The organism is Enterococcus sp. DIV2384, assembly GCF_050534975.1.
GTDB classification, from domain to species: Bacteria; Bacillota; Bacilli; order Lactobacillales; family Enterococcaceae; genus Enterococcus; species Enterococcus faecalis.
Map to the genome: position 1 here is coordinate 327443 of NZ_CP172905.1, position 24017 is coordinate 351459.

The 24017-nt window shown below is 39.3% G+C and carries 25 protein-coding genes; 20 read left to right on the forward strand and 5 right to left on the reverse strand.

The genetic code is table 11. The features are described from left to right. Window positions 1-63: 63 nt before the first annotated feature. Window positions 64-444, reverse strand: coding sequence for a PaaI family thioesterase (locus IGK54_RS01650; protein ID WP_156190052.1), 381 nt, complete (start codon window positions 442-444; stop codon window positions 64-66). 110 nt (window positions 445-554) lie between these two features. Between IGK54_RS01650 and menB the strand changes: the two genes are divergently transcribed. From menB to menC, 6 genes are read left to right on the forward strand one after another with little or no spacing between them, the layout of a single operon-like run. Further along, window positions 555-1424: a 1,4-dihydroxy-2-naphthoyl-CoA synthase gene (gene menB, locus IGK54_RS01655; RefSeq protein ID WP_002391106.1), complete on the forward strand. Its 870-nt coding sequence runs from the start codon at window positions 555-557 to the stop codon at window positions 1422-1424. Window positions 1425-1428: 4 nt separating this feature from the next. Further along, entirely contained in the window at window positions 1429-2886 is a 1458-nt protein-coding gene (locus IGK54_RS01660; protein WP_016615435.1) for an o-succinylbenzoate--CoA ligase, read from the forward strand. Further along, window positions 2883-4250, forward strand: coding sequence for an isochorismate synthase (locus tag IGK54_RS01665; protein WP_010825000.1), 1368 nt, complete (start codon window positions 2883-2885; stop codon window positions 4248-4250). Before IGK54_RS01660 ends, IGK54_RS01665 begins: the two co-directional genes overlap by 4 nt. Further along, window positions 4250-5983: a 2-succinyl-5-enolpyruvyl-6-hydroxy-3-cyclohexene-1-carboxylic-acid synthase gene (gene menD / locus IGK54_RS01670; protein ID WP_113848679.1), complete on the forward strand. Its 1734-nt coding sequence runs from the start codon at window positions 4250-4252 to the stop codon at window positions 5981-5983. Before IGK54_RS01665 ends, menD begins: the two co-directional genes overlap by 1 nt. Beyond that, window positions 5971-6795 (forward strand): 2-succinyl-6-hydroxy-2,4-cyclohexadiene-1-carboxylate synthase, encoded by an 825-nt coding sequence (menH, locus tag IGK54_RS01675; protein WP_002363009.1) that lies wholly within the window; start codon window positions 5971-5973, stop codon window positions 6793-6795. Before menD ends, menH begins: the two co-directional genes overlap by 13 nt. After that, entirely contained in the window at window positions 6796-7899 is a 1104-nt protein-coding gene (menC, locus tag IGK54_RS01680; RefSeq protein ID WP_010777379.1) for an o-succinylbenzoate synthase, read from the forward strand. It abuts the gene before it with no gap. A gap of 56 nt (window positions 7900-7955) precedes the next feature. On the opposite strand, the gene IGK54_RS01685 is transcribed toward menC, so the two are convergent. Both IGK54_RS01685 and IGK54_RS01690 read right to left on the reverse strand, forming a co-directional pair. Continuing rightward, window positions 7956-8654, reverse strand: a complete 699-nt coding sequence (locus tag IGK54_RS01685) for a glucosamine-6-phosphate deaminase (protein WP_002355326.1) — start codon at window positions 8652-8654, stop codon at window positions 7956-7958. A 251-nt stretch (window positions 8655-8905) separates the two neighbouring features. Beyond that, window positions 8906-10432, reverse strand: coding sequence for an AMP-binding protein (locus IGK54_RS01690; protein ID WP_002361196.1), 1527 nt, complete (start codon window positions 10430-10432; stop codon window positions 8906-8908). A 220-nt stretch (window positions 10433-10652) separates the two neighbouring features. Here IGK54_RS01690 and IGK54_RS01695 point away from each other — a divergent pair, with 220 nt between their 5' ends. After that, window positions 10653-11054: an organic hydroperoxide resistance protein gene (locus IGK54_RS01695; RefSeq protein ID WP_002355332.1), complete on the forward strand. Its 402-nt coding sequence runs from the start codon at window positions 10653-10655 to the stop codon at window positions 11052-11054. A gap of 43 nt (window positions 11055-11097) precedes the next feature. On the opposite strand, the gene IGK54_RS01700 is transcribed toward IGK54_RS01695, so the two are convergent. Further along, the gene (locus IGK54_RS01700) at window positions 11098-11847 is read right to left on the reverse strand and encodes a sulfite exporter TauE/SafE family protein (RefSeq protein WP_276339722.1); all 750 of its coding nucleotides are present in this window, start codon (window positions 11845-11847) and stop codon (window positions 11098-11100) included. Window positions 11848-12037: 190 nt separating this feature from the next. On the opposite strand from IGK54_RS01700, the gene IGK54_RS01705 reads away from it, so the two are divergent. The 7 genes from IGK54_RS01705 to IGK54_RS01735 are packed head-to-tail and all read left to right on the forward strand — an operon-like array spanning window position 12038 to window position 17363. Further along, window positions 12038-12841, forward strand: a complete 804-nt coding sequence (locus IGK54_RS01705) for a PTS mannose/fructose/sorbose/N-acetylgalactosamine transporter subunit IIC (protein ID WP_430603134.1) — start codon at window positions 12038-12040, stop codon at window positions 12839-12841. Next, entirely contained in the window at window positions 12834-13652 is an 819-nt protein-coding gene (locus IGK54_RS01710) for a PTS system mannose/fructose/sorbose family transporter subunit IID (RefSeq protein WP_002355336.1), read from the forward strand. Before IGK54_RS01705 ends, IGK54_RS01710 begins: the two co-directional genes overlap by 8 nt. 30 nt (window positions 13653-13682) lie before the next feature. Then, window positions 13683-14159, forward strand: a complete 477-nt coding sequence (locus tag IGK54_RS01715; RefSeq protein WP_002355337.1) for a PTS system mannose/fructose/N-acetylgalactosamine-transporter subunit IIB — start codon at window positions 13683-13685, stop codon at window positions 14157-14159. A 16-nt stretch (window positions 14160-14175) separates the two neighbouring features. Further along, window positions 14176-15027: a MurR/RpiR family transcriptional regulator gene (locus tag IGK54_RS01720; protein ID WP_002355339.1), complete on the forward strand. Its 852-nt coding sequence runs from the start codon at window positions 14176-14178 to the stop codon at window positions 15025-15027. A 14-nt stretch (window positions 15028-15041) separates the two neighbouring features. Beyond that, a complete protein-coding gene (gene murQ / locus IGK54_RS01725; RefSeq protein ID WP_025186939.1) occupies window positions 15042-15932 on the forward strand; it encodes an N-acetylmuramic acid 6-phosphate etherase in 891 nt (296 codons plus the stop codon). A gap of 12 nt (window positions 15933-15944) precedes the next feature. After that, window positions 15945-16934 carry a serine hydrolase domain-containing protein gene (locus IGK54_RS01730; protein ID WP_113848680.1) on the forward strand — a complete coding sequence of 330 codons (990 nt, stop codon included), beginning with the start codon at window positions 15945-15947 and terminating at the stop codon, window positions 16932-16934. 9 nt (window positions 16935-16943) lie between these two features. Next, the gene (locus IGK54_RS01735) at window positions 16944-17363 is read left to right on the forward strand and encodes a PTS sugar transporter subunit IIA (protein ID WP_113848681.1); all 420 of its coding nucleotides are present in this window, start codon (window positions 16944-16946) and stop codon (window positions 17361-17363) included. Between the two features lie 178 nt (window positions 17364-17541). On the opposite strand, the gene IGK54_RS01740 is transcribed toward IGK54_RS01735, so the two are convergent. Further along, window positions 17542-18351 (reverse strand): DUF1189 domain-containing protein, encoded by an 810-nt coding sequence (locus IGK54_RS01740; RefSeq protein ID WP_002355344.1) that lies wholly within the window; start codon window positions 18349-18351, stop codon window positions 17542-17544. A 193-nt stretch (window positions 18352-18544) separates the two neighbouring features. On the opposite strand from IGK54_RS01740, the gene IGK54_RS01745 reads away from it, so the two are divergent. The 6 genes from IGK54_RS01745 (at window position 18545) to IGK54_RS01770 (ending at window position 23996) form a co-directional block, all read left to right on the forward strand. Beyond that, window positions 18545-19153 (forward strand): superoxide dismutase, encoded by a 609-nt coding sequence (locus IGK54_RS01745; protein ID WP_002361201.1) that lies wholly within the window; start codon window positions 18545-18547, stop codon window positions 19151-19153. Between the two features lie 147 nt (window positions 19154-19300). Further along, complete coding sequence (gene dapF, locus IGK54_RS01750) at window positions 19301-20281, forward strand: diaminopimelate epimerase (RefSeq protein WP_002361202.1); 981 nt, start codon at window positions 19301-19303, stop codon at window positions 20279-20281. Between the two features lie 149 nt (window positions 20282-20430). Next, window positions 20431-21639: an LCP family protein gene (locus IGK54_RS01755; protein ID WP_002390468.1), complete on the forward strand. Its 1209-nt coding sequence runs from the start codon at window positions 20431-20433 to the stop codon at window positions 21637-21639. A gap of 130 nt (window positions 21640-21769) precedes the next feature. Further along, window positions 21770-22471 (forward strand): glucosamine-6-phosphate deaminase, encoded by a 702-nt coding sequence (gene nagB, locus IGK54_RS01760; protein ID WP_002355352.1) that lies wholly within the window; start codon window positions 21770-21772, stop codon window positions 22469-22471. A gap of 95 nt (window positions 22472-22566) precedes the next feature. Further along, window positions 22567-23268, forward strand: coding sequence for an MgtC/SapB family protein (locus IGK54_RS01765; protein WP_002355354.1), 702 nt, complete (start codon window positions 22567-22569; stop codon window positions 23266-23268). A 158-nt stretch (window positions 23269-23426) separates the two neighbouring features. Further along, a complete protein-coding gene (locus IGK54_RS01770; protein WP_002385314.1) occupies window positions 23427-23996 on the forward strand; it encodes a LemA family protein in 570 nt (189 codons plus the stop codon). Window positions 23997-24017: the final 21 nt, after the last annotated feature.

Consider the following 24017-nt stretch of genomic DNA (forward strand, 5'->3'; position numbering starts at 1 on the left):
ATAAACGAAGTAATCTAATTACTTATTAAAAACCATAAACAAAAAAACAGTAACCTGTAAAGATTACTGTTTTTTTTGTCGATTTGTTAAGGTACAACGCCCCACGCTCGTCAATTGGTGGTCTGCGTTATATATTTTTGCTTCCCAAACTTGAAGGGTCTTTCCCGAGTGATCGGGTGTCGCAATCACGGTAAGGCTACCATCATGGACACTGCGAAGATGATTTACTTGTAAGTCTATGCCGACAGCAAAAGTGTTTTCAGGAACGTTTTCGTTCGCACCTAAACTACAGGCAGTTTCAATTAAGACGCCGTTTAAGCCCCCGTGGACAAGGCCATAGGGTTGTTTATGCACGTCTTTTACCGCTAAAGTAAGCTGACATTTCTCAGCAGAAACCTGTTGAATCGTGATGCCTAAATACTCTAAAAGATGAATAGTAATCAGTCCTTTCTAATAAAAGAGAGAATAAAAGGTTTTTTATTTATTATACAGGAATGAAGAAAATTTGAAATAGCCATGTTTTTTCTTAAAATTCAAGCGACTTTTTCTCTAAAGTGCCGATTCTTGTGTATAATAGAAAAGATGAGATTAATGAAGGAGGTTTCCTAATGAGAAACTGGACAACAATTAAAGAATATGATGAAATTTTATTTGAGCAAGCAGGCAAAGTAGCAAAAATTACTATCAACCGCCCGCATGTTCACAACGCATTCACACCAAAAACAGTCATGGAAATGATTGATGCATTCAACATTAGTCGTGATAAAGAAGATGTCGGGGTTATTATTTTAACAGGCGCAGGTGACCAAGCATTCTGTTCTGGTGGCGATCAAAAAGTTCGAGGTAATGGTGGTTACGTTGGCGAAGACAACATTCCACGTTTAAATGTGTTAGATTTACAACGGTTAATCCGTGTCATTCCCAAACCAGTCATCGCAATGGTGAAAGGCTGGTCCATTGGTGGCGGCAATGTTTTACAATTAGTTTGTGATTTAACAATTGCGGCTGAAAATGCTAAGTTTGGGCAAACAGGACCAAATGTCGGTAGCTTTGATGGTGGATACGGCTCAGGTTACTTGGCGCGCGTTATCGGCCATAAAAAAGCGAAAGAAGTTTGGTTTATGTGTAAACAATATTCTGCTCAAGAAGCTTTAGATATGGGCTGGATTAATACAGTTGTTCCATTGGATCAAGTAGAAGATGTGACAATGGAGTGGGCAGAAGAAATGTTAACCAAAAGCCCGATTGCTTTACGGATGATTAAAGCCTCTTTAAATGCCGATACAGATGGCTTGGCTGGTGTGCAACAATTAGCTGGTGATGCGACACTTCTTTACTATACAATGGCTGAAGCACAAGAAGGCCGAGATGCATTTAAAGAAAAACGGACACCAGATTTCGATCAATTCCCTAAATTCCCATAAACCAATGACTTGGTTAAATAAACAAGTACAAAAACGTCCCGATCATCCTGCTTTTTATTTTCAGGATGAATCTTGGACGTTTTTAGAAGTGCAACAAGAAGTCAGCCAGTGGGTAGCCACATATCAACAGGTGCTTGCACCAGAAGAAAAACGTGTGGCTTTATTCAGTAAGAACAGCAAAGAGTTGTATTTTTCAATTCTAGCCTTATGGGAATTGGGGAAAGAGTTATTATTTTTAAATACGCATTTGACACTTGCTGAACTGACTTTTCAGTTAAAAGATGCGCAAGTTAAAACGATTATTGGTGCGCCTGAAACGCAGGCTTTGTTAGAGGAGATTTCTTTTGTCGACGTTCAGCCAATGGTTAAAAAACAGCATAGTCTTTCACGTCAGGAGTTTCAACAGCCAAGTGACTTAGAGTCGGTGGCTTCTATTATGTATACATCTGGAACTACAGGACAGCCTAAAGGGGTCTTGCAACGGTTTAAAAATCATTTGGCCAGTGCTAGAGGCACCCAAGAAAATATGGGGATTACTGCTGAAGATTGTTGGTTGTGTGCAGTTCCATTATTTCACATTAGCGGATTGTCGATTGTTGTTCGACAACTCGTCTTAGGTTGTAGTATTCGCCTTTACGATAAATTTGATGAACAGCAAGTGACACAAGATTTACAAGAAGGCCGTGGAACCGTCATTTCAGTGGTTGCGACAATGTTACAAAAATTATTGTCTGTCTATCCTGAAGCTGGCTACAGCGTCAGCTTTAAAGGAATGCTATTAGGCGGCGGACCGATTGCTCCGGATAAATTAGCGCAGTGTGAGGAAAAAGGGATTCCAGTCATTCAATCTTATGGGATGACGGAAACGTGTTCGCAAGTTGTTGCCTTGAAATTTGAAGATGCGGCACTGAAAATCGGCTCTGCTGGGCAACCGTTAAAAGATATGCAGATCAAAATTGTTGATGAACTAGGACAAGAACAGCCAGAAAAGCAAGTCGGAGAAATTTTACTTAAGGGACCAAACGTTGTTTCAGGTTACCTTAACCAGCGTCAACCTGAAAAATGGACAGCAGATGATTGGTTTAAAACAGGCGACATGGGCTATTTAGATGCACAAGGTTACCTGTATTTGGTTAGTCGTTTAAGTGAACTCATTATCTCTGGTGGTGAAAATATTTACCCCACTGAGGTTGAACAGGTGTTACAGACGATAACAGGAATTAAAGCAGCGGCAGTTGTAGGAGAACCAGATGCGCAATGGGGAGCCGTCCCAGTTGCATATGTGATTAGTGACCAAGAAATCACCTTAACGCAAATTCAAGACCAGTGTTCACGAAAACTGGCAAAATATAAACGACCGAAACGCATTTATTTTTGTCATTCTTTCCCGCAAACAGCAAGTGGAAAGATTGCCAAACATCGTTTCATGACAGAAGAAAGAGAGGCGTTTTTAATCAGATGAAATTGCCTGATGAATTACGACAAGCCTATCAGAAGAATGCCCGTCAGTTCAGTTGGGTTTTTCCATTAGAAACAGAACAAACAGCCTTGGCAATTTTTGCCGCTGGTGAAAAGGCATACCAAGGAGAACGTTTTTTTTGGCAAACGCCGAAAAAAGATTTTGCTTTGGTTGGCTTCGGATATGAAACTATCTTAAAAGGCGCAGAAACAGAAACGCATCAATTGAACAACTTTTTAAAAAAAGAGGCGGCAACTCGTTTTCAAAATATGTCTATTTCTGGTACGGGGGCTCTTCTGTTTGGCGGTTTGCCTTTTGATACAGAACAAACGCCTACTGAGGCCTGGGGAGAGTTAGGGGAAGGTTGGTTTTATCTACCAAGTATTCTATTTACTTTTTCAGGTTCACGTATTTATGGAACGCTGAACTTTTCAGGTTCTAGTGAACAAGAAGTCGAGGAACGTTGGTCGACTTTGGTGGCTCAGTTTGATCGCTTGTTAGCTACCTGTGAGGAGTTGCCAGCTGTAGCGGAAACAAAGATTGACAAGGAAGAAGTTGCCGTGACTGAATGGCTACAAGCTGTCAACGAAACAGTAGCAGTCTTAAGAGAAGATGGCCCTTTAAAAAAAGTGGTTTTGGCTCGACAACTTGCTGTGAGCAGTCCTGAAAAAATTCGAAGTAACCAAGTGCTTGTTAATTTAATGGCACAACAACAAAATACGTATTTGTTTGCTTTGGAAGCCAATGACACAAGTTTCATTGGTGCAACACCAGAACGACTTCTGTTGGGTACTAAAGAAACGTTTGCGACCGCTTGTATTGCAGGAACCATTAAAACGGGTCAAACACCAGAAGAAACGAAAACTTTAGGAGCGCAACTTTTACAAGACCGCAAAAATACCGGAGAACACCAAATTGTGGTGGAACGTTTAGCGAAAGAGTTGGCGAAGATGACGACTTCTGAAAACAGTATTCAAGCACCCATTATTTTGGAAAATCGAGATGTACAACATCTTTATGTGCCAATCTCGGGTCAACGTAAACCGGGAATTTCGTTCTTGGAAAGTGTGATGCAGTTACACCCAACGCCAGCTTTAGGCGGTGAGCCCAAAGAGTTGGCAGTCGAATGGATTCGACAATATGAGCCAGGGAGTCGTGGGTTATATGGTGCGCCAATCGGTTGGATTTCAGGGAATGATGATAGTGGCGAGTTCGCTGTGGCCTTGCGTTCAGGTGTCTTTGCTGGTCAGCAAGGCGTTCTTTATGCAGGTTGTGGTATCGTTGCTGATTCTCAAGCAGAGCTAGAAAGAGAAGAAACGAAAATAAAATTTCAACCGATGTTACGAGGAATTGGAGGGCAGGTTTAATGAATCATCAAGAAACAATGACCGATTATTTAATGGCCTTTATTGAAGGCTTAAAAAATAGTGGGGTTGAACAAGCAGTCATTAGTCCAGGGTCCCGTTCCACACCACTGGCTTTATTACTTCATCGGGAAACCGCAATCCAAACTTTTGTCGATGTCGATGAACGTTCCGCTGCTTTTTTTGCTTTAGGATTAAGTAAAGCGAGTCAAAAACCAGTGGTCTTACTTTGTACCTCTGGAACAGCAGCTGCAAACTATTATCCAGCAATTTGTGAAGCCAATATTAGCCATGTACCCTTAGTCGTTTTAACAACGGATCGGCCGCATGAGTTACGTCAAGTTGGCGCTCCTCAAGCCATGGACCAATTACAAATGTATCAAAATCACGTGAAATTATTTGTTGAAATGGCTTTGCCAGAAGCAACAGAAGAGATGTTGAATTACGCCTATTGGCAAGGCGCTAAAGGAGCAGCATTCGCGCAACAAACGCCTGCAGCACCTGTTCATTTGAATTTTCCTTTGCGGGAACCATTATTACCTGACTTAGAGAGAAAAACAAAGAGTTCTCAACAAACGGCTTTATTCGCTGGTCAATCAATCCTTTCTACAGAACAAGTGCAACAGTTAGCGGATCAATGGTACCAGAAAAACGGCGTCTTGGTTGTCGGTGGCAGTCATACAGAGGAAGAAGCGGCGTTATTTATTCAATTAGCCGAAGCTTTGAAATGGCCGTTACTAGCGGATCCTTTAGCAAACATTGTGACACATGGGCAAAATAGTGAAGTTGTTATTGCACATAGTGATCTGTTTCTAAATGTGGCGACCTTGCCACAAGAACCAGAAGTGGTAGTGCGCTTTGGTTCGCTGCCAATTTCTAAAAACATCATGTTATGGTTGAAACGCTTAGCAACGACAGAGACTACTTTTTATTTTGTGGACGAAAATGGGCAATGGCAAGAGCAATTGAAAAAATCACAAACAGTTATTCAGGCAAAGGAAACCACGTTTGTAGAACAACTGCTAACGGTTGTCAAACCAAAAGAAGCGACTTGGTTAGCACAATGGCTCTTGCTAGAAAAAACGGTCTCTGAAGTTCTTCTAGAAACGCTGAACGCGACAGAATTAAATGAAACAACAGCCAGCTTAGCTGTTCACCAAACAATGAAAGAGAACGGTCAGTTATTTGTATCTAATAGTATGGCTATCCGCTACTTAGATCGATTTATGGATAGTCGCCCTTATCGGATGTTTGGAAATCGCGGCATCAACGGGATTGATGGGATTGTTTCAACTGCTTTAGGAATGAGTGCCGTAGCACCGACACAGCAAAACGTTCTACTGATTGGTGATTTAGCGCTATATCATGATATGAATGGTTTATTTTTGGCTAAACGTTATCAGTTGCCGTTAACAATTGTTTTATTAAATAACAATGGTGGCGGGATTTTCTCTTTTCTATCTCAACGAACTTTACGTGAGGACGATTTCGAGCCTTTATTTGGAACACCGCTTGATTTAGATTTTTCGTTAGTTGCTGAACTTTACGGTGCTTCGTATCAAGAAGTCAAAACAATCGCGGAGCTCAAGCAAATTTTACAAACAGCGGCTGAAGAACCACAATTTCAAGTGATAGAAGTCAAAGGAAATCGCCAAGAGAATGTTCATTTGTACGAATCAATTTTAGCTGAAATTGGTAGACGAGTAGAAAGACAGGGGATTTCATGGAACGGTTAATTCGGGGGATGCAGTACCATTATCAATGGTTAACACCTTTTGATGCAAAGCGAACGACAGTAGTCTGTTTACACGGTTTCACAGGAACGTTAGCCACGTTTGCAGCCGTTTTTCCCAGTCAAACACCTTATAACGTTTTAGGCATTGATTTACCTGGGCATGGCGCGACTGCTAGTTTGGTAGCACCAGAGCGTTATACCATGAAACAGGTTTGCCATGATCTTGCTGAACTAACCGAATCGCTAAATTTGCCTTGCTTTTGTTTATTAGGCTATTCAATGGGCGCTCGAACAGCTTTAGGTTTTGCATTACATTATCCACAAAAGGTACAGCATCTTTTATTGGAAAGTGGGTCACCAGGTTTGGCCACCGTTGCAGAACGTCAGACTCGTATCTGTCAAGATCATCGTTTGGCGGAACGTCTCTTAGAGGAACCGCTGGTGGATTTTATTGATTTTTGGCAAGAATTACCGTTATTTCAAACGCAAAAAGCCTTGTCTGTGGCACAGCAAATGGCCATTCGTCAGGAACGTTTGAGCCAATCGGCCTTTGGATTGGCTAGTAGTTTGTGGTATATGGGCACAGGAGCGCAAGAGAGTTACTGGGAACGTCTAGCAGAATTGCAGCCAATTCCTACCGATTTATTGGTAGGCGGCGAAGATCAAAAATTTATTGGAATTGCGAAAAAAATGCAGGCACGTCAACCGTTGTTGAGGCTGACAATTTTTCCTGAAGCAGGACATTGTATCCATTTAGAACAACCAACGATTTTCTATGAAAAGGTGACAGCGTTATTGGAAGGAGCCGTCTGAATGAACATTCAATCAATTGAAACCTATCAGGTTCGTTTGCCTTTAAAAACGCCGTTTGTCACGAGCTATGGTCGCCTGGAAGAAAAAGCGTTTGATTTATTTGTAATAACGGATGAGCAAGGAAATCAAGGGTTTGGCGAATTAGTGGCTTTTGAGCAACCTGATTATGTGCAAGAAACGTTGGTAACCGAACGCTTCATCATCCAACAGCATTTAATTCCGTTACTTTTAACAGAAGCGCTTGAACAGCCGCAAGAGGTTTCAACAATTTTTGAAGAAGTTAAAGGGCATTGGATGGGAAAAGCTGCGTTAGAAACTGCCATCTGGGATTTATATGCCAAACGGCAACAGAAGAGTTTAACTGAATTTTTTGGACCAACGCGGAGGAAAATTCCTGTAGGGATTAGTTTAGGGATTCAAGAAGACTTACCTCAATTGCTTAAACAAGTTCAGTTAGCTGTAGAAAAAGGGTATCAACGAGTGAAGCTGAAAATTCGTCCCGGTTATGATGTGGAACCCGTTGCTTTGATTCGTCAACATTTTCCTAACTTGCCTTTGATGGTTGATGCCAATTCAGCGTATACATTGGCTGATTTGCCTCAATTGCAACGTTTAGATCACTATCAATTAGCGATGATTGAACAGCCTTTTGCTGCAGATGATTTTTTAGATCACGCACAATTACAAAGAGAACTGAAGACAAGAATTTGTTTGGATGAAAATATTCGTAGTCTCAAAGACTGCCAAGTGGCGTTAGCATTGGGCAGTTGCCGTAGTATCAATTTGAAGATTCCTCGTGTAGGTGGGATTCACGAGGCGTTGAAGATTGCCACATTTTGCCAAGAAAATGATTTATTGGTTTGGTTAGGTGGCATGTTTGAGTCTGGTGTTGGACGTGCATTGAATTTGCAATTTGCGTCACAGCCTACCTTTTCCTTTCCAGGTGATATTTCAGCAACGGAACGCTATTTTTATGAAGATATCATCACGGAACCTTTTATTTTAGAGCAAGGGACAATGACCGTGCCTCAGGGACATGGTATTGGTGTTACACTTTCCCAGACGAATTTGCTAAAATACAGTCAGTATCAAAAAATCATGTAATGATAACAAAATTGCGCCTATGACTATGCAGAGAAGCATAATCTAGGCGCAATTTTTTATTTTTCTAATTGACTCGCTGCGGCTTCATCCAAGAGAACCGTTAAATTTGGATGGAGTTGAAGAATAGAGGCAGGATACGTTTCTGTGACAGGTCCTTGGAGCACTTGTTTGACCATCTGAGCTTTTTGTTCACCATTTACAATTAGGACAAGATGCTTAACTTTCATGATGCTGGCTGGCCCCATCGTAACAAAGGTCATGCCTGGCTGCATCATTTCAGGAACAAACCAAGGCTCTGAACCAGTGACGGTCACTTGGTAGGTTTCATTTTTAAAATGAGTGGTAGTGGGCATGTTCCCGCAAAAATGACCATCTGCTCCTAAGCCAATTAACATCAAATCTAAGCCGCCTGCGTCAGCAATCCGTTGTTCTTGTTGTTGAAAGTTTTCCACAGTTAATGGATGGATGTTTTGCTCGGATATTTCCGCAGGTGTCAAATACAGCGTCCGCAAATCTGTCAGAGTAATGCCTTCCTTTTGATGAGGAACGGGGATTTCATCAAAGTTATAATAATGAACATTATCAAAGTCAGATGAGTTTTTCACAATCGAGGCTAATTTTTGGTAAACAAGTGCTGGCGTTTTACCAGCGGTAATTGATAAATTCACTCGTTTATCTTGGCTCATCGTGCTTAGAAGTAACATTTTTGCCCATTCGCTCATCGTGTCGAAATCTTGTTTAATTAAAATTTTCATACTTGCTCACTCCATTCTTTGAATAAGCTAAGTATAATTTGTGGGAACCATCCCATGTCAAGCTCTTCACAAAAAGGATTTAATTAACGGTAGGCAAAAGAAAGAGGAGCAGCCGTCAAAACGACGACTGCCCCTCTTTTTAAAGCTTAAGATAACCTACAACGAGTTAACTTTTTAGCTTTCTGCTCCACTTGCTCCAACGCTGGTCTAAACGTTCTTTTGACCAACACTGTTTAACAAAGAATTTTATTTTATTGTTCTTTCAACCATTTTTCTAGTTGTAAACGTTGCACTTTCATAGTAGCTGTGTGAGGGATTTCATCAAAAGCCATAATGATAGGTTCGTTTAAATGTGGTAAATCGGCTACTTGTGTCCACCAAGCGTCCCAATCCATTTCTTCCCCAGGGACAACCGCTAAAATTGGCTGTGGTTCATTTTCTTTGCCACGGACAATAATCACTTCTTCTAAGAAATCTAATGCATCCAATAAATGATCTTCAATAGCTAAATTACTGTCGATGTTTTCAATTAGATCTACTTGGCGATCTTTCAAGAATAAGTGGCCGCGTTCATCTAACATCCCGTAATCGCCGCTGTCCCACCATTCGCCGTAGACATTTTCTGCAAAGCGGGCATCTTCTTTGTAATATGTTAAGGCCCGTCCTTTGGATAAGAATTGGATATGGCCGTCCGTCATCGCAGGTAAAACTTGTCCTTTTTCATCGGTAATTCGAGCTTGTGTTAAATCCTCTAAACCAACACCCATGTCACGAGCGTCTGAATCTTTTAGGGATTCTAAAGTATGCGCTCGTAAGATCATTGGCCCGCATTCACTTTGTCCATAAACTTGTAGGAAAATTGGTTCATTGGCAGCAGATGCTTTTAAGAAAGCCACCATTGTAGCGTTGTTAATTGCATCAAAAGTAGAATGATAATAATGGACACTAGCGAAGGCTTCAGGTTTTTCTTTGGCCAAACGAACCCATTGAACGAAGTTATTGGGGTGTGTTTCTACAGCGATTGGTTGATAGGTGCTGAACATTTCAGCGACTTTTTCGCTCGAAGCATTTGCTAAAGGCATCATAGGGAAGCCCATGGCCATTAAAGAAGACACACCAATGTTAAAACGAGAATGAACTGGCGAAATATGAAAGCCAACTAATTTCTTTTCAGCAATTTTTGTAAAAATGGTTTTTTGCCATTTTGTACGCCAACCCATAGAGTGATTGGAATGACAGATAAGTTTAGGAATACCTGTTGTTCCAGAGGTGTGAGTCATGTAGGCAATTTCGTCTTTAGTCAGTTCGTCTTGAGGAACTTCCGTGGCATCAGCTTCTAAAAGAGAAGCAACCGAAAGTTTTTTATTGGCAGAGCTGTTACGAACAGCTTGAACTTTTTCAGCAGTCACATCATCAAATAAAATATAAGGATCTTCTAAACGATCAACGAATACTTCAATTGTTTCAAAAGGTAAATGGTATGAAACCATTACAGGAACGGCTGCTAGATATGAGGCTGCAACAGCTAGTAAATACGTGTCGAATTTAGGACTTTTATAAATAATAATTTTGTCGCCTTTTTTTACACCTAAAGCGGCTAATTGATATGCCCGTTTCAAAATTTCTTGATGGCTTTCACCATAAGTTGTTTCTAAGCCAAGTGCAGGAAAAGCAGGCAAAGATTCATCAAAAATAATTGGAACAGTTGGTGTTTTTTCTGCGGCTTCTTGATAGTTTGTGTAGAGGTTTAATGGTTGATAATCAAGTAAGTGTGTCAAGGGAAAGTCTCCTTTGTAAAATAGTTTGTGTACAAATGTACAAGTTCACTTTATCCTATCATAGAATGGGTTCTTTTTCTACGTCAAAAATACAACGTTAAATGTTATTTTTTATTATTCACAAGCACAACGTTTGCTGTATCTGGCAAAGTTTCCTACAATAATTATGTAAGTAACAAGTTCTCAGAAGTGTAAAACTTTACAAAGGAGAGGAATTTACATGAAAAAAATCTATGAAACAACTATCATTAATACGGGCGGACGTGCAGGAGAAGTTCACTCACCGGATAAATCATTTTCTTATGCGGTTGCTTCGCCAGGTGTCAAGAAAGAAAATACAACAAATCCAGAACAATTATTCGCAGCGGCTTACAGTGCTTGCTTTAACGGTGCATTAGAATTAGTGATGGATCAAGAAAAAGTCGAAGGTAAAAGTACAGTAACTGCACGTGTTTCCTTATTCCAAGGAGAAGATGGATTTAGCGTTGGTGCTGAATTAGAAGTTCATATTGATGGGGTAGATCAAGCTAAAGCAGAAGAACTTGTTAAAAAAGCCCACGAAATTTGCCCATATTCTAAAGCAACAAGAAATAATATAGATGTTAAATTAACAGTGATTTAATTAAAAAAGAAGCGCTTTGTCTATACGACAAAGCGCTTCTTTTTTAGATAACAGTCCACAAATTATACATATTTAACAAAATAACTAAAAAAACAACTAAACTATAAATTTGGGCGACCCGTTGTTGAGATAATTTTTTACTGAAAAGACCGCCGACATAACCACCGAATAAAGCGGCAGGAATAATAGCCCAAAGCATTGTCAAATCAAAAACCGCAAACCCTGTGGTCAAGCCGATATTGCCAAGTTTGGCGAGTTGGGAGAAAAAAATAGTAATGATGGAATAAACAGTTGCTGATTTGATATCCATTCCAAAAAAGAGAATAAGGCAAGCTACATTAATGGGACCGCCACCGATGCCTAAAAAGGTTGATAGAATCCCTAAGCCTAATCCGACAATCAGAAAAATGCTCAATCCGTTGAGGTGTAAGTGCCAGTTGGAAAATTGATTGTAGAGAAGAACCAAAACCAAGGTCAGCAACATGATGATATATTGGATTAGTTGTACTTTTTCTTCATTTGGCGCTAGTGCAATCGCCTGATTAAGAAGTAAATCACCTAACATGCCGCCGACTAAGGAACCAAACGAAATACTCGCGGCTTTTTTCCATTCAATTTGGACACCATTTTGATACTGTTTATAAGTCGAAGAAATGGACATGACAAAAACAGCGACACTTGAATAGAACGCAATACTATTTAACGAATGGAACCCAAGAAAATCCAAAACAGGCTTAATAATGACGCCTCCACCCATCCCAGAGAGCGCCCCAACTGTATTGGATAGAAAAATAGTTATGAAATAAATCAGCAAAACCCGCACATAATCACTCCTAAACCGTTTTCTTTTAGTATAGCACAAAAATTATATAAGAAATGTAATTTCATTTAAAAATATTTTTAAAAAGAACTTGAAATTATATTTCTTTAATGGTATTCTACAAATACAAAAAAGAAAACGCATTCAAGGAGGATGAGAAAGCATGACAGTATCGATTGGTATTATTTTGATTTTATGTCTTTACACAGTTGTTGGTGTACTTGACCAAATTTCTATTCAGATTGGTCCATATACACCATTGTTTGCTGCAACGTTTACTGGCCTAGTCTTAGGAGATGTTCAAACAGGTTTGATGATTGGGGCAACGCTTCAATTGATGACATTAGGCGTAGCGACTTATGGAGGAGCAACAGTCCCAGACTTTCTTTCAGGGGCCATTATGGGAACGGCTTATGCAATCATTTCAGGGAAAGGGGCAGAGTATGGTATCGGAGTTGCGGTTCCGATTGGGTTATTATTAACACAACTAGATATTTTAGGCAGAATGGCTAATACGTTTTTTCAACACAAAGCAGATCGTTATGCGGAAGAAGGAAATTATAAAGGGGTCGAGCGCTGCAATGTTTTAGGAATTTTTCCTTGGACGATTTCTCGTGTCATCCCAGTTTTTATTGGCCTAGCTTTTGGTGAACAAGTTGTAAACGCTATCAATAATTGGATTCCTATTTGGGTGATGAATGGGCTAAAAGCAGCAGGTGCTATTTTACCAGCGATGGGGATTGCTATTTTAATGCGTTACTTGCCAATTAAAACATACTGGCCTTATTTTATTATTGGGTTCGTGTTACTTGCTTATGGGGCCCAATTCTTCTCAGTTTTAGGTGTCGCACTGGTTGGCTTGGCTTTAGCAGCGATTTATGTGATGAATCATAACAAAGGCGGTGCAGCTACAACAAGTGGCACGGTTATTTACGAAGATGATGATGAGGTTGAGATTGATGACTAACAAATTAACAAAAAAGGATATTAATAAAGTTTACGTCCGTAATCTTTTTGGCTATCAGTGGGGCTGGAACTATGAAAAAATGCAAGGACTTGGTTACGCTTGGGTGATGATGCCTGCATTAAAGCGACTATACAGTGAAGATCCAGTAGCTATGAAGAAAGCCTTGAAGACACATCTTGGCTTTATGAATACAACGCCAGCCATGTCGCACTTAATTGTCGGAGCTGATATGGCTTTGGAAGAAGAAGTTGGCATTGAAGATGAAACGGCCATTACTGGCTTGAAAACAGGTCTAATGGGTCCGTTTGCTGGTGTTGGTGATACCATTTTTATCGCGATTTATCGTGCGATTGTTTTTTCGATTGCAGCTTACATGGCGCAAGGGGGCCAGGTTGTTGGGTTACTGATTCCGTTAATTGCCGGAGCAGTGGTCCTATGGGTTCGCTATAAATTCACTTGGATTGGTTACCATCAAGGGAAAAAAATTGCGACAGAATTTGCGGATAAAATGAAATTGTTTACGCAAGGTGCAGCTATTTTAGGGTTAACGGTGGTCGGCGGTTTGATTCCTTCGGTAATTACTTACAAATTAGATTTAACTTATAAAATGGGAGATGTAACATTATCTGTTCAAGAAATGTTGGATAAAATTTTACCCGCATTAATTCCTTTAGGGATTGTTCTTTTATCCTATTGGTTACTAGGGAAAAAGAAAATGAATTCAACACGGCTAATCTTTGTTTTAATTTTAATTGGCATGGTTTTAGGCAATTTACAACCAATGTTGGCTTGGGTTGGCGGTTTATTTTAAAAAAATAGTATATAATAGGAGAGATTTATTATGACAATTGTACATGCAAGAGTAGATGAGCGTTTAATTCACGGACAAGTTGCAACCGTTTGGACGAATACGGTTGGAGCACAAAGAATCATGGTAGTAAATGATGCCGCTGTCAAAGATCAATTACAAATTGGTGCCTTAAAAATGGCTAAGCCTGCAGGAGTTAAATTATCCATTTTATCAAAACGTAAAGCGATTGAAAAAATTTTAGCAGGCAATTATGATGAAGAAAAAGTCTTTTTAATTACGAAAGACATTGCAGACATGGCGGCTTTAATTGATGGCGGTGTCCCATTACAGAGCTTCAATGTCGGCAATATTTCTCAAAAAGAAGGCAGTCGTGCAATTAAAAAATCTGTTGCATTAACCGATGAAGATATTCAAACCGTTCGTCGTTTAACAGATAATGGGGTGACTATTACCGCACAGATGATCCCTTCTGAACCAAACGAAGCAATTTTAACTTTCATAAAATAGAAATGGAGATGAGAAGATGGAGCCAATCCGTTCAATCAGACAAAAATATAAGGACTTTTCCAAAGTAAATAAGAGAATCGCAGACTATATACTGAAGGATCCGACCCGTCTTCTCTCATTAACAGCAAACGAAATTGCTAGCAATAGCGAAACTTCTCCAGCATCAGTTACCCGTTTTTCTAAACAATTAGGGTTTGACAGCTGGGAAGAGTTAAAACTATCCATTGCAGCGGTACAAGCTGCCAGTAACGGTAAAAAAGATATTGATCCAATTGTAGCGGCGGATGATTCGGTGGATACTATTTGTATGAAAGTAGAATCTTTATTAAATGCTACGATTGAGGATTTATTTTATACAGTGGATAAACAAGCCTTGGAACGAGCAATCGCGCATGTTAAAAAAGCGGAAAAAATTCATTTGGTTGGAATTGGTGCCTCTTCTTTAACGACTTATAATCTTTATCACAAGTTTAACCGCGCTGGTCGCCAAGCAATTTTTAATTATGATAGTCACATGATGTTGGAGTTTTTAAATTATGCAACGGCACAAGACATTTTGATCACGGTCTCCTATAGTGGTTTGACAAAAGAAGCCTTAATCGCCTGTGAAATTGCCAAAAATAGAGGTGCAACGGTTATTTTTATTACCAGTAACGATGGAGAAAACGTGCGATCATTGAGCGATGAAGTTCTTTTAGTCCCCAATAATGAGCACCTCATTCGAGTTGGGGCTATTTCATCGATTGCTTCGTCAATGGCAATTGGCGATGTTCTGTATTTAGGTTCAATTCAAGATGATTTAGACACAGAAATTGAACGCAATATGATTGAAACGAGTCAACTTGTCAGCCGTCTAAAAGAGAAGTAGGGGTGTGCAAGCAAATGAACTTAGAAGGATTAACGACAGAAGCCAGAAATGAAGCGACTAAAAAGATTGACCAAGTGTCAACATTAGAAATGGTAACTTTAATAAATCAAGAAGACCAAAAGGTAGCACAAGCAATTGAAAAGGTGCTTCCGCAGATTGCTGCAGCAATTGATGCAGCGGCAGAACGATTTAAAAAAGGGGGCCGTTTAATCTATTGTGGTGCAGGAACGTCTGGACGTTTAGGTGCTTTGGATGCGATTGAATTAACGCCCACATATAGTGTGTCGCCAGAACGCGCATTTGGTATTTTAGCTGGTGGTGAAAAAGCAATGTATCAAGCAATTGAAGGTGCTGAAGACTCGAAAGAATTAGCCATCGAAGATTTAACGCAACATCAATTGACTGCCCGAGATGTCGTAATTGCGATTGCTGCTAGTGGTCGGACACCATATGCTGTTTCCGCAATTGAATACGGAAAAAAAGTGGGCGCTCTAACCATTTCAGTTACCTGTAATAATCAAAGTCCGATGAATCAATTGGCGGAAATTGGGATTGCGCCAATTGTAGGACCGGAAGTCATTACAGGGTCAACTAGAATGAAAGCGGGTTCAGCACAGAAAATGGTGTTAAATATGTTTTCAACAGGAATTATGGTTAAAGTAGGGAATATCTATCAAAATTTGATGGTCAATGTACAACCAACGAACGAAAAATTAATTCAACGTGCCACGAATATCATTAAAGAAGCAGCAGAAATCGAGGAATCGCAAGCCAAAGAATACTTGGAGGCATCACAGCTAGAAGTGGCACCAGCCATTGTAATGGCGAAAGCCCACGTTGATTTTCAAAAAGCCAAACAACTATTAGCAGAACATGACGGACGGATTTCAGAAGTTTTAGCATAGAAGTGGTGAACAATGAATCAAATCGCAATTCAAGAAACAATTCAGAGACTGATTAATCAGCAAGTCGTTCCGGGTGTCGCTTGGGGGACGATCACAGAAGATAGCTTATCAGAACAGTATACGGGCTTTTTAGGTAATACTGGTCCATTTGCAAGACAAAAGATTTCATCAGCTAGCCTGTATGATTTAGCGTCCTTAACGAAAGTTATTGGGACAACAAATCGAATGTTACAATTAATCGATACAAATCAGCTTGCTTTTTCAACCACTGTGGGGGAAATCCTGCCTGATTATCAAGGACTATCTTGTTCGATTGGGGAGCTTCTACTGCATCAGAGCGGACTGCCAGCTGATGTTGTCGATAAGAAAAATGTCACAAAAAAAAGCTTGCAAGAAATCATTTTAACGCATTCGTTATCTGAACGAGGGAAAACCACTTATTCTGATTTAGGGTATTACTTATTGGGAGAAATTATTCAAGTATTGGATCGCTGCTCATTAGAAGAGAGCTTTCAAACATACGTATTTCAACCAATGAACCTACAGCATACAAGTTTTACGGTCAGCGATTTTGCCCAGGCAGTGCCCACAGAGATTACAAAACAACGCGGCGTTATTCAGGGAGTGGTCCACGATTCGAAAGCCTATCAACTAAAAGCGCCAATTGGCAGTGCAGGTTTATTTGCAACTTTACCAGATTTACTCACTTTTGTTCAGTGTTTTATGAACAATCGCTACCCGTCTGGCAAACCATTATTTTCTGAAAAAATGTTCACTGCTCTCTGGTCTATGAACCAAGGGGGACGTACATTTGGTTGGGAAGTGAAAAAGACGCAAGCAGGGGCAGACTATTTGTATCATACTGGCTTTACTGGAACGGCGATTGGTATGAAAAAAGAGACCAAAGAAGCCCTAATTTTGTTAACGAATCGGGTTCATCCCACTCGTGAAGAACGTGGCTTTCTGAAAGCACGAACAAAAATTTATCAGCAGTATTTTTAGGAGGATATGATGAAACCAAAATTAATTTTAATGAGCCATGGACGGATGGCAGAAGAAACCTTAGCTTCTACTCAAATGATTGTCGGGGAATTAGCAGATGCTGCGATTGTGTCAATGACCGCAGAAGATGGCTTGAGCGGCACGCAAGCAAAACTGGCAGCAATCTTAAAAGAAGCTGGCAATGTCCCGACGCTTGTATTAGCTGATTTAAAAGGAGGAACACCTTGTAATGTGGCTATGATGGCCATGGGCACTTATCCGCAATTGCGAGTAGTCGCCGGACTTAATTTAGCAATGGCAATTGAAGCAGCCGTGTCACCTGTGGAAAATGTGGATGAATTAGCTGCATATTTAGCGCAAATTGGCCAATCTGCGGTGACCACGATTGACTTACCTGAATTAACAGATGAAGAAGAATTTGAAGAATAGAAAGAGGTCGGGACGGAACCGTTTAGCTCCGAGAAATAAGAAGGAATTTCCGAAAATTGCTTTTTAATTTTTGGAGAATTTCGGCTTATTTCCGAAGGAGTTGGTTCTGTTCCCGCCGTTTATCAGGTTTTGAGCCTGGAACAAAAATCCAAAGTGATTTTTGTCCCAGGCTCTTTTTTTAAGAACCAGGGATATTCCGTGGTTCGTTTTTGGTTGTGACAAAGAAAAAGAATAGACTCAGTAAAATAACTAGGATGCCATCGTTAAACATCGGATTTACGAAGTTTAAAATAGCACTTAAGATAACTGGCACGGTAGCACAATACGTAATAATTTTTAAACAATCAATCAAACGTAAAGAATAAAAACGTAATTTTGAATAGAGAGATGCACCGATAGCGGCAATCAGTAAGTCTAAAACTAAACCGATTAGAACAGGGTAGATAGCCACTAAAAAGACAATGAGTTTTGTCCACCAAGGGATTGCTGCTTCACTTAGCGCAGTCTTGATACTCTGAGCGTTAACGCCATCTAAGGTTCCTTTACTATAGGGGAAGATAAATTGGTCGGTGCCTAGAATTGATTCAGTTGCGCCTGAATTTGGTAAGGCGACTACAAATTCATCTTGTAAAAAAGCCAAACCAAACGCATTACCAATTAAATCTTTTTGGACATCAGCGGCTGTACGCTTTCCATCTGGATCAAACGTAAAAATAATCGAGTCGGTTTGATAAATAAAGCCAGATTCTTTAGCCTTTGTTTGCAACGTGCCATTTTCAATAGAAAAGTCAGGCAACTTTTCTGCAATTTTTTGGCCATCTTGTTGCACCTCTTGTAGCACAGAAAAGACTTGTTTGGTAATAGGTAGTGCTAAAATAGCACTTAAAAAAACAGCATAGAGAATTACTTTCCAAAACGCCATTTTTTTCGCATGCCGTAATTCTGAAACTGAAAAAAAGGCCTGCTTAAATAATTGCAATGTATTCATTTATTTACTCCTCACATCATTCTTCTACAGGTCATTCTAGCGAATTTATGAGGGAAACACAAGGTAATCTCCCTCTTTTGTAAAACTTTTCTTTTGGCAAGCAAACTATTTTGTAGAAAGCGGTTCACTCTGTTATCATAATAGTTGTATGAAAGACGTATGTTACATACTAAAAAATAGGGGGATTTAAAAAATGACTTACACATTACCAGAATTACCATATGCTTATGATGCATTAGAACCTTACATTGACGTGGAAACAATGCACTTACACCATGATAAACACCACAACACTTATGTGACTAACTTAAACGCAGCGATTGAAAAACATCCAGAATTAGGCGAAAAATCTGTAGAAGACCTAATTTCAGATATGAATGCTATTCCTGAAGATATCCGTACTGCCGTTCGTAACAATGGTGGCGGTCACGCAAACCATACATTCTTCTGGGAAATTATGGCACCAAATGCTGGTGGACAACCAACTGGCGCTATTAAAGAAGCAATCGATGAAACATTTGGCAGCTTTGATGAAATGAAAGCTGCTTTCAAAACAGCTGCAACTGGCCGCTTTGGTTCAGGTTGGGCTTGGTTAGTTGTGAATAACGGTAAATTAGAAATCACTTCAACACCAAACCAAGATTCACCATTAATGGATGGCCAAACACCTGTTTTAGGTCTTGACGTTTGGGAACATGCGTATTACTTAAAATATAAAAACGTTCGTCCAGATTACATTGAAGCATTCTGGAACGTTGTTAACTGGGATAAAGTAAACGAACTTTTTGCAGCAGCAAAATAAGTTTGCCAATTGTGAAGGAAAGAGTCAAATGACGGCCGTCATTTGACTCTTTCCTTTTACAAATCCAGGGTCGAAATAGTTGTTCGTTTATGGCATACTAAAGTAAGTAGGGAAAGATAACGGATACATAAAGAAGGAGCTAAAAAAATGAATGTTATGATGCAAAAAGTACACGGGTCAGAAAATGATTTCTTTTTATTGGATGAAACACAGTTTGAGCGTTCTTTAACCGCTGAGGAAATTGAGCAATTGCGCATCCAGTTATGTTCGCGGGAAACAGGATTATTGGCGGGAGCAGATGGGTTACTTTTGGTAGGAGAAGGGACTCACGGCACGTCCAATGCTAGAATGCGAGTGATTAACAGCGATGGTAGTGAAGCAAGCATGTGCGGGAACGGCTTGCGTACGGTTGCCCGTTATTTAGCTGAAAAAAACCAAGAAAAATCATTTACAGTTGAAACAATGTTTGCAGATTTGAAAGTACGTCAAGCCCCCAATTTAGCTGAAGAAGTAGCGACTTACCAAGTGGAAATTTCACCAGTAAGTTTTGAAGCAGTCACTATCCCAATGCATTTAGGGGTCCAAACATTAATTGATGAAATCGTACCAGCCTTATCTAACACCATTCGCTTTACAGCGGTAGCAGTGCCTAATCCGCACCTTGTAGCATTTGTGGATCACGAAACCTTAAATGGTCCAGAATTTGAACGAATCGCTACCTATGTAAATAATGAAAATCCATATTTTCCAGAAGGGATAAATGTGAGTTTTGTTGAAATTCTTGGCAAAAATCAACTATTTGTTCGAACGTATGAACGTGGTGTAGGTTTTACAAGTGCTTGTGGGACAGCTATGTGCGCAAGTAGTTTACTTTATACGTTATTGAAAGATGGTGTTTTTTATGAAGAAATAACCGTCAAAAATGCTGGAGGTATGGTGAAAACAGTCGTCCACGAAACGTCTGATGGCAGTTATTGGATGGAATTAATTGGGAATGCCACGATTACGCATTTGATTGAAGGATCACTGACTGATTTACTAAACGGTGCATTTGAGAAAATAACTATCACTGAAACGAATGAACAAAAACATTATCAAGAATTTCTGCAAACACTTTCTCAAAAATAACAATTGTTCCTTGATAAAGCGCTCTTTTATTTTACAATTGTGTTAAGTTCTTGTTCCAAAAAATAAAAAATATTGCTTGAATAAGCAAACTATGAGAAAATAAAGGGCATGAATTAAGAATTATTCTTAGATAAACGAGGAAGTGTCTTATGAAACTATGGAAAAAAGTAGTACTGGGCTTCTTGAGCGTCTTGCTAGTGGTAGTAGCTGGGGTATGTGCTTACGGGATTAAGATGTATTCAGATGCCAATTCAACAATTAATGGGATCTATCAATCAGTTAACCGTAAGTCCAATAAAGGAGCCACGGCCAATATTGATGCGCAAGAACCATTCTCTGTTCTTTTAATGGGGATTGACACAGGCGATTTAGGCCGAACAGAGCAAGGTCGTTCAGATACTACAATGGTTGTAACCATCAACCCGAAAGAAAACAAGTCCACAATGATCAGTTTGGATAGAGATATTCTAACAGATATTGTTGGAAATGACACACAAGACAAATTGAACCATGCCTATGCATTTGGTGGCGCCGAAATGGCGATTAATACAGTCCAAGAATTACTGGATATTCCCATCCATCACTATGTATCCATCAATATGAAAGGGTTAAAAGACCTGATTGATGCGGTAGGCGGTATTGAAGTAGATAATACGATTGGTGAATTTACGTTGGACGGTATTACTGTTCCAGCAGGTAAAATCAAGTTAGATGGCACGACAGGTTTGGCTTATGCGCGGATGCGTCACGAAGATCCTGAAGGAGATGTGGGTCGTCAACGCCGCCAACGAGAAGTTGTTGAGAAAATTGTGCGCAAAGTCATGAGTTTTGACGGTGTTTCAAAATATCGAAAAATTCTTGATGCTGTTGAAGCCAATGTAAAAACAGACTTAACTTGGGATGACATGATGGACATCCAATCAAAATATTTGTCTGCCTTTAAAACAATTGACTCTGAACAATTACAAGGATACAGTGCAACTATTGATGATATTTATTATCAAGTCCTAGATCCAAATAGCTTATACAAAACACAAACAACGCTTAGAAAACAACTTGGTTTAAAAGAACATGCTTCTGAACGTGAAAAAGATTTAGCCTTTTATAATCAGTTTAGCTATGCTGTTACAGATACTGCACTGATTGGTGAATCTGGTGATTCAAGTGCTAATAGCTCTACTAGTTCGAGTAGCACAGCGGACACCACAGCCGGACAAACAGAATACAACGGCAATACGCAACAAGCAGCAGAAGGAGCCTACGATCCGAATACGTACGTTGACCCAAATGCGTACACAGATCCAAACGCTTATGCTGATCCAAATACGTATGTGGATCCCAACGCACCGCAATATTAATCTGTTAAACAAGCTCGAAAACTTCTATTTCTGATGGGAAATAGAAGTTTTTTTCTTTTATTCTAGAAATTTTTTTCAGAAGGTGTTATAATTGGACTATACCAAAATAAACCGTAAGGAGCGTGTCAAAATGCAAATTATCCGTGTAGCAAATGCAGAAGAAGGCGGCAAAAAAGCGTTTGAATTAATTAAAGAAGGTATGAACAATGGTGCGAAAGTTTTAGGCTTAGCAACAGGTAGTACACCAGAAACATTATATAAAGAAATGACAGCAAGTGATGTCGACTTTACAGAAATGACTTCTGTAAACTTAGATGAATATGTTGGTTTAGGTGGCGAAGATGAGCAAAGTTACCGTTATTTCATGAACAAACACTTATTTGACAAAAAACCATTTAAAGAAACATTTGTACCAAATGGTAAAGCAGAAGATTTAGATGCTGCTTCCGCAGAATATGAAAAAATTATCGATGCACATCCAGTAGATATCCAAATCTTAGGTATTGGTCAAAATGGACACATTGGTTTCAACGAACCAGGCACACCTCTAGATAGCTTAACACATGTCGTTGAGTTGACTGAATCAACAATCAACGCAAACAAACGTTATTTTGACAAAGTAGAAGATGTCCCAACACGTGCTGTTTCTATGGGGATTGGCTCAATCATGAAAGGTAAAAAAATGATTTTAATGGCTTATGGCGAAGCAAAAGCAGAGGCCATTAAAGGAATGATTGACGGACCAGTAACAACAGACATGCCAGCAAGTGCATTACAAAACCATCAAGATGTTGTTGTAATCATTGATGATGCAGCTGCAAGTAAATTATAATCGTTGATTAAAAAGAACTTGAAACATAAGGAAATCCTTATGTTTCAAGTTCTTTTTTTGTTATACTGGAAGTAATAGAAGAAGAGGTGAAAAGGATGTTACAGCTAACAATTCCAGAAATTATTTTACGGTTAGTCCTAGCGATGGTGATGGGTGGCGCAATTGGTTTTGAAAGACAATATAAGAATCGCCCAGCAGGGATGCGCACTCACATTTTAGTTTGTATGGGCGCGGCTATTATTGCGTTAATTCAGTCGCAAATTGCAATCAATGCATTGAAAGATGCGTTAGCTAATCCGGCTTTGACGGGGGTCATTCGTTCAGATCAAGCAAGGTTGATTGCACAAGTTGTAAGTGGAATCGGCTTTTTAGGTGCTGGAACCATCATTGTAACGAAACAAAGTGTCACCGGATTGACGACAGCAGCGTCACTATGGACCGTTGCTGGTTTAGGGATCGCGGTGGGCATGGGCTACTATACGATTGCCTTAACAAGTTTTATCGGTGTATTATTTGCCTTAACCATTGTCAAACGAATTATTCACGTACCAACAATCAAAAAATTAGAAATTCGCTATCAACATAAACAAGAAACCAAAGAATTTATTAATCAGTATTTTGAAGAAAAACATATTGAAATTTATGATGTGAATTTCAATGTTTCTTGGGTGGATGATACAAAAATCTATACGAATATCTATACTATTGATTTGCCTAAAGGCCTAACGTATGCCGATGTTATCGAAGATCTATCTGTTTCAAATAATGTAACAAAATTACGATTGATTAATGTGTAGAAACATCTATTTATAATTAATGACAACCGCTATAAGTTAAAATGCTTATGGCGGTTTTCTTCTAGGGCCTAGGACTGATTTTTTAAGTTTAATATTTCAAAAAGATTACAAAAGAGTTATGATTGTATTACGAGTTAGAAAGAAAGGTGATAAGTAAGATGAATAAAAAAAATAAATTTCTTAGTATTATTGTTGTTGTCGTTGTGATTATTGGTGCATTTGTGATGAAAGCTTATAATCAATTGATTACTTTAGATAATAAAGTCGAAGCAGAATGGTCACAAGTAGAGAATGTAATGCAAAGACGTGCTGATTTAATTCCGAATCTTGTCAGTAGTGTTCAAGGCAGTATGACTCAAGAAAAAGAAGTTTTAAAAGAAATAACGGAAGCACGTAAAGCATACGCAGGAGCAAAATCTTCTTCTGAAAAAGGGCAAGCAAATGAGCAAATTGAAAAAGGATTAGGTAATTTTGTTACAGTATTGAATGAAGATTACCCAAAGTTAGCTTCTTCTGAAAATGTCAAAACCTTAATGACTCAATTAGAAGGATCTGAAAATCGAATTTCTGTTGAACGCCGTAACTATATACAAGCTGTTGAAACATATAACCAACAGATTTCAAAATTCCCTGATAAAATAATTGCAAAACTTTTAGGGTTTGAGAAGAAAACTAACTATGTTGCGACAGAGCAGGGAAAAGAAGTGCCGCAAGTAAAATTTAAATAAAAATTTATAGAAAATTTGGGT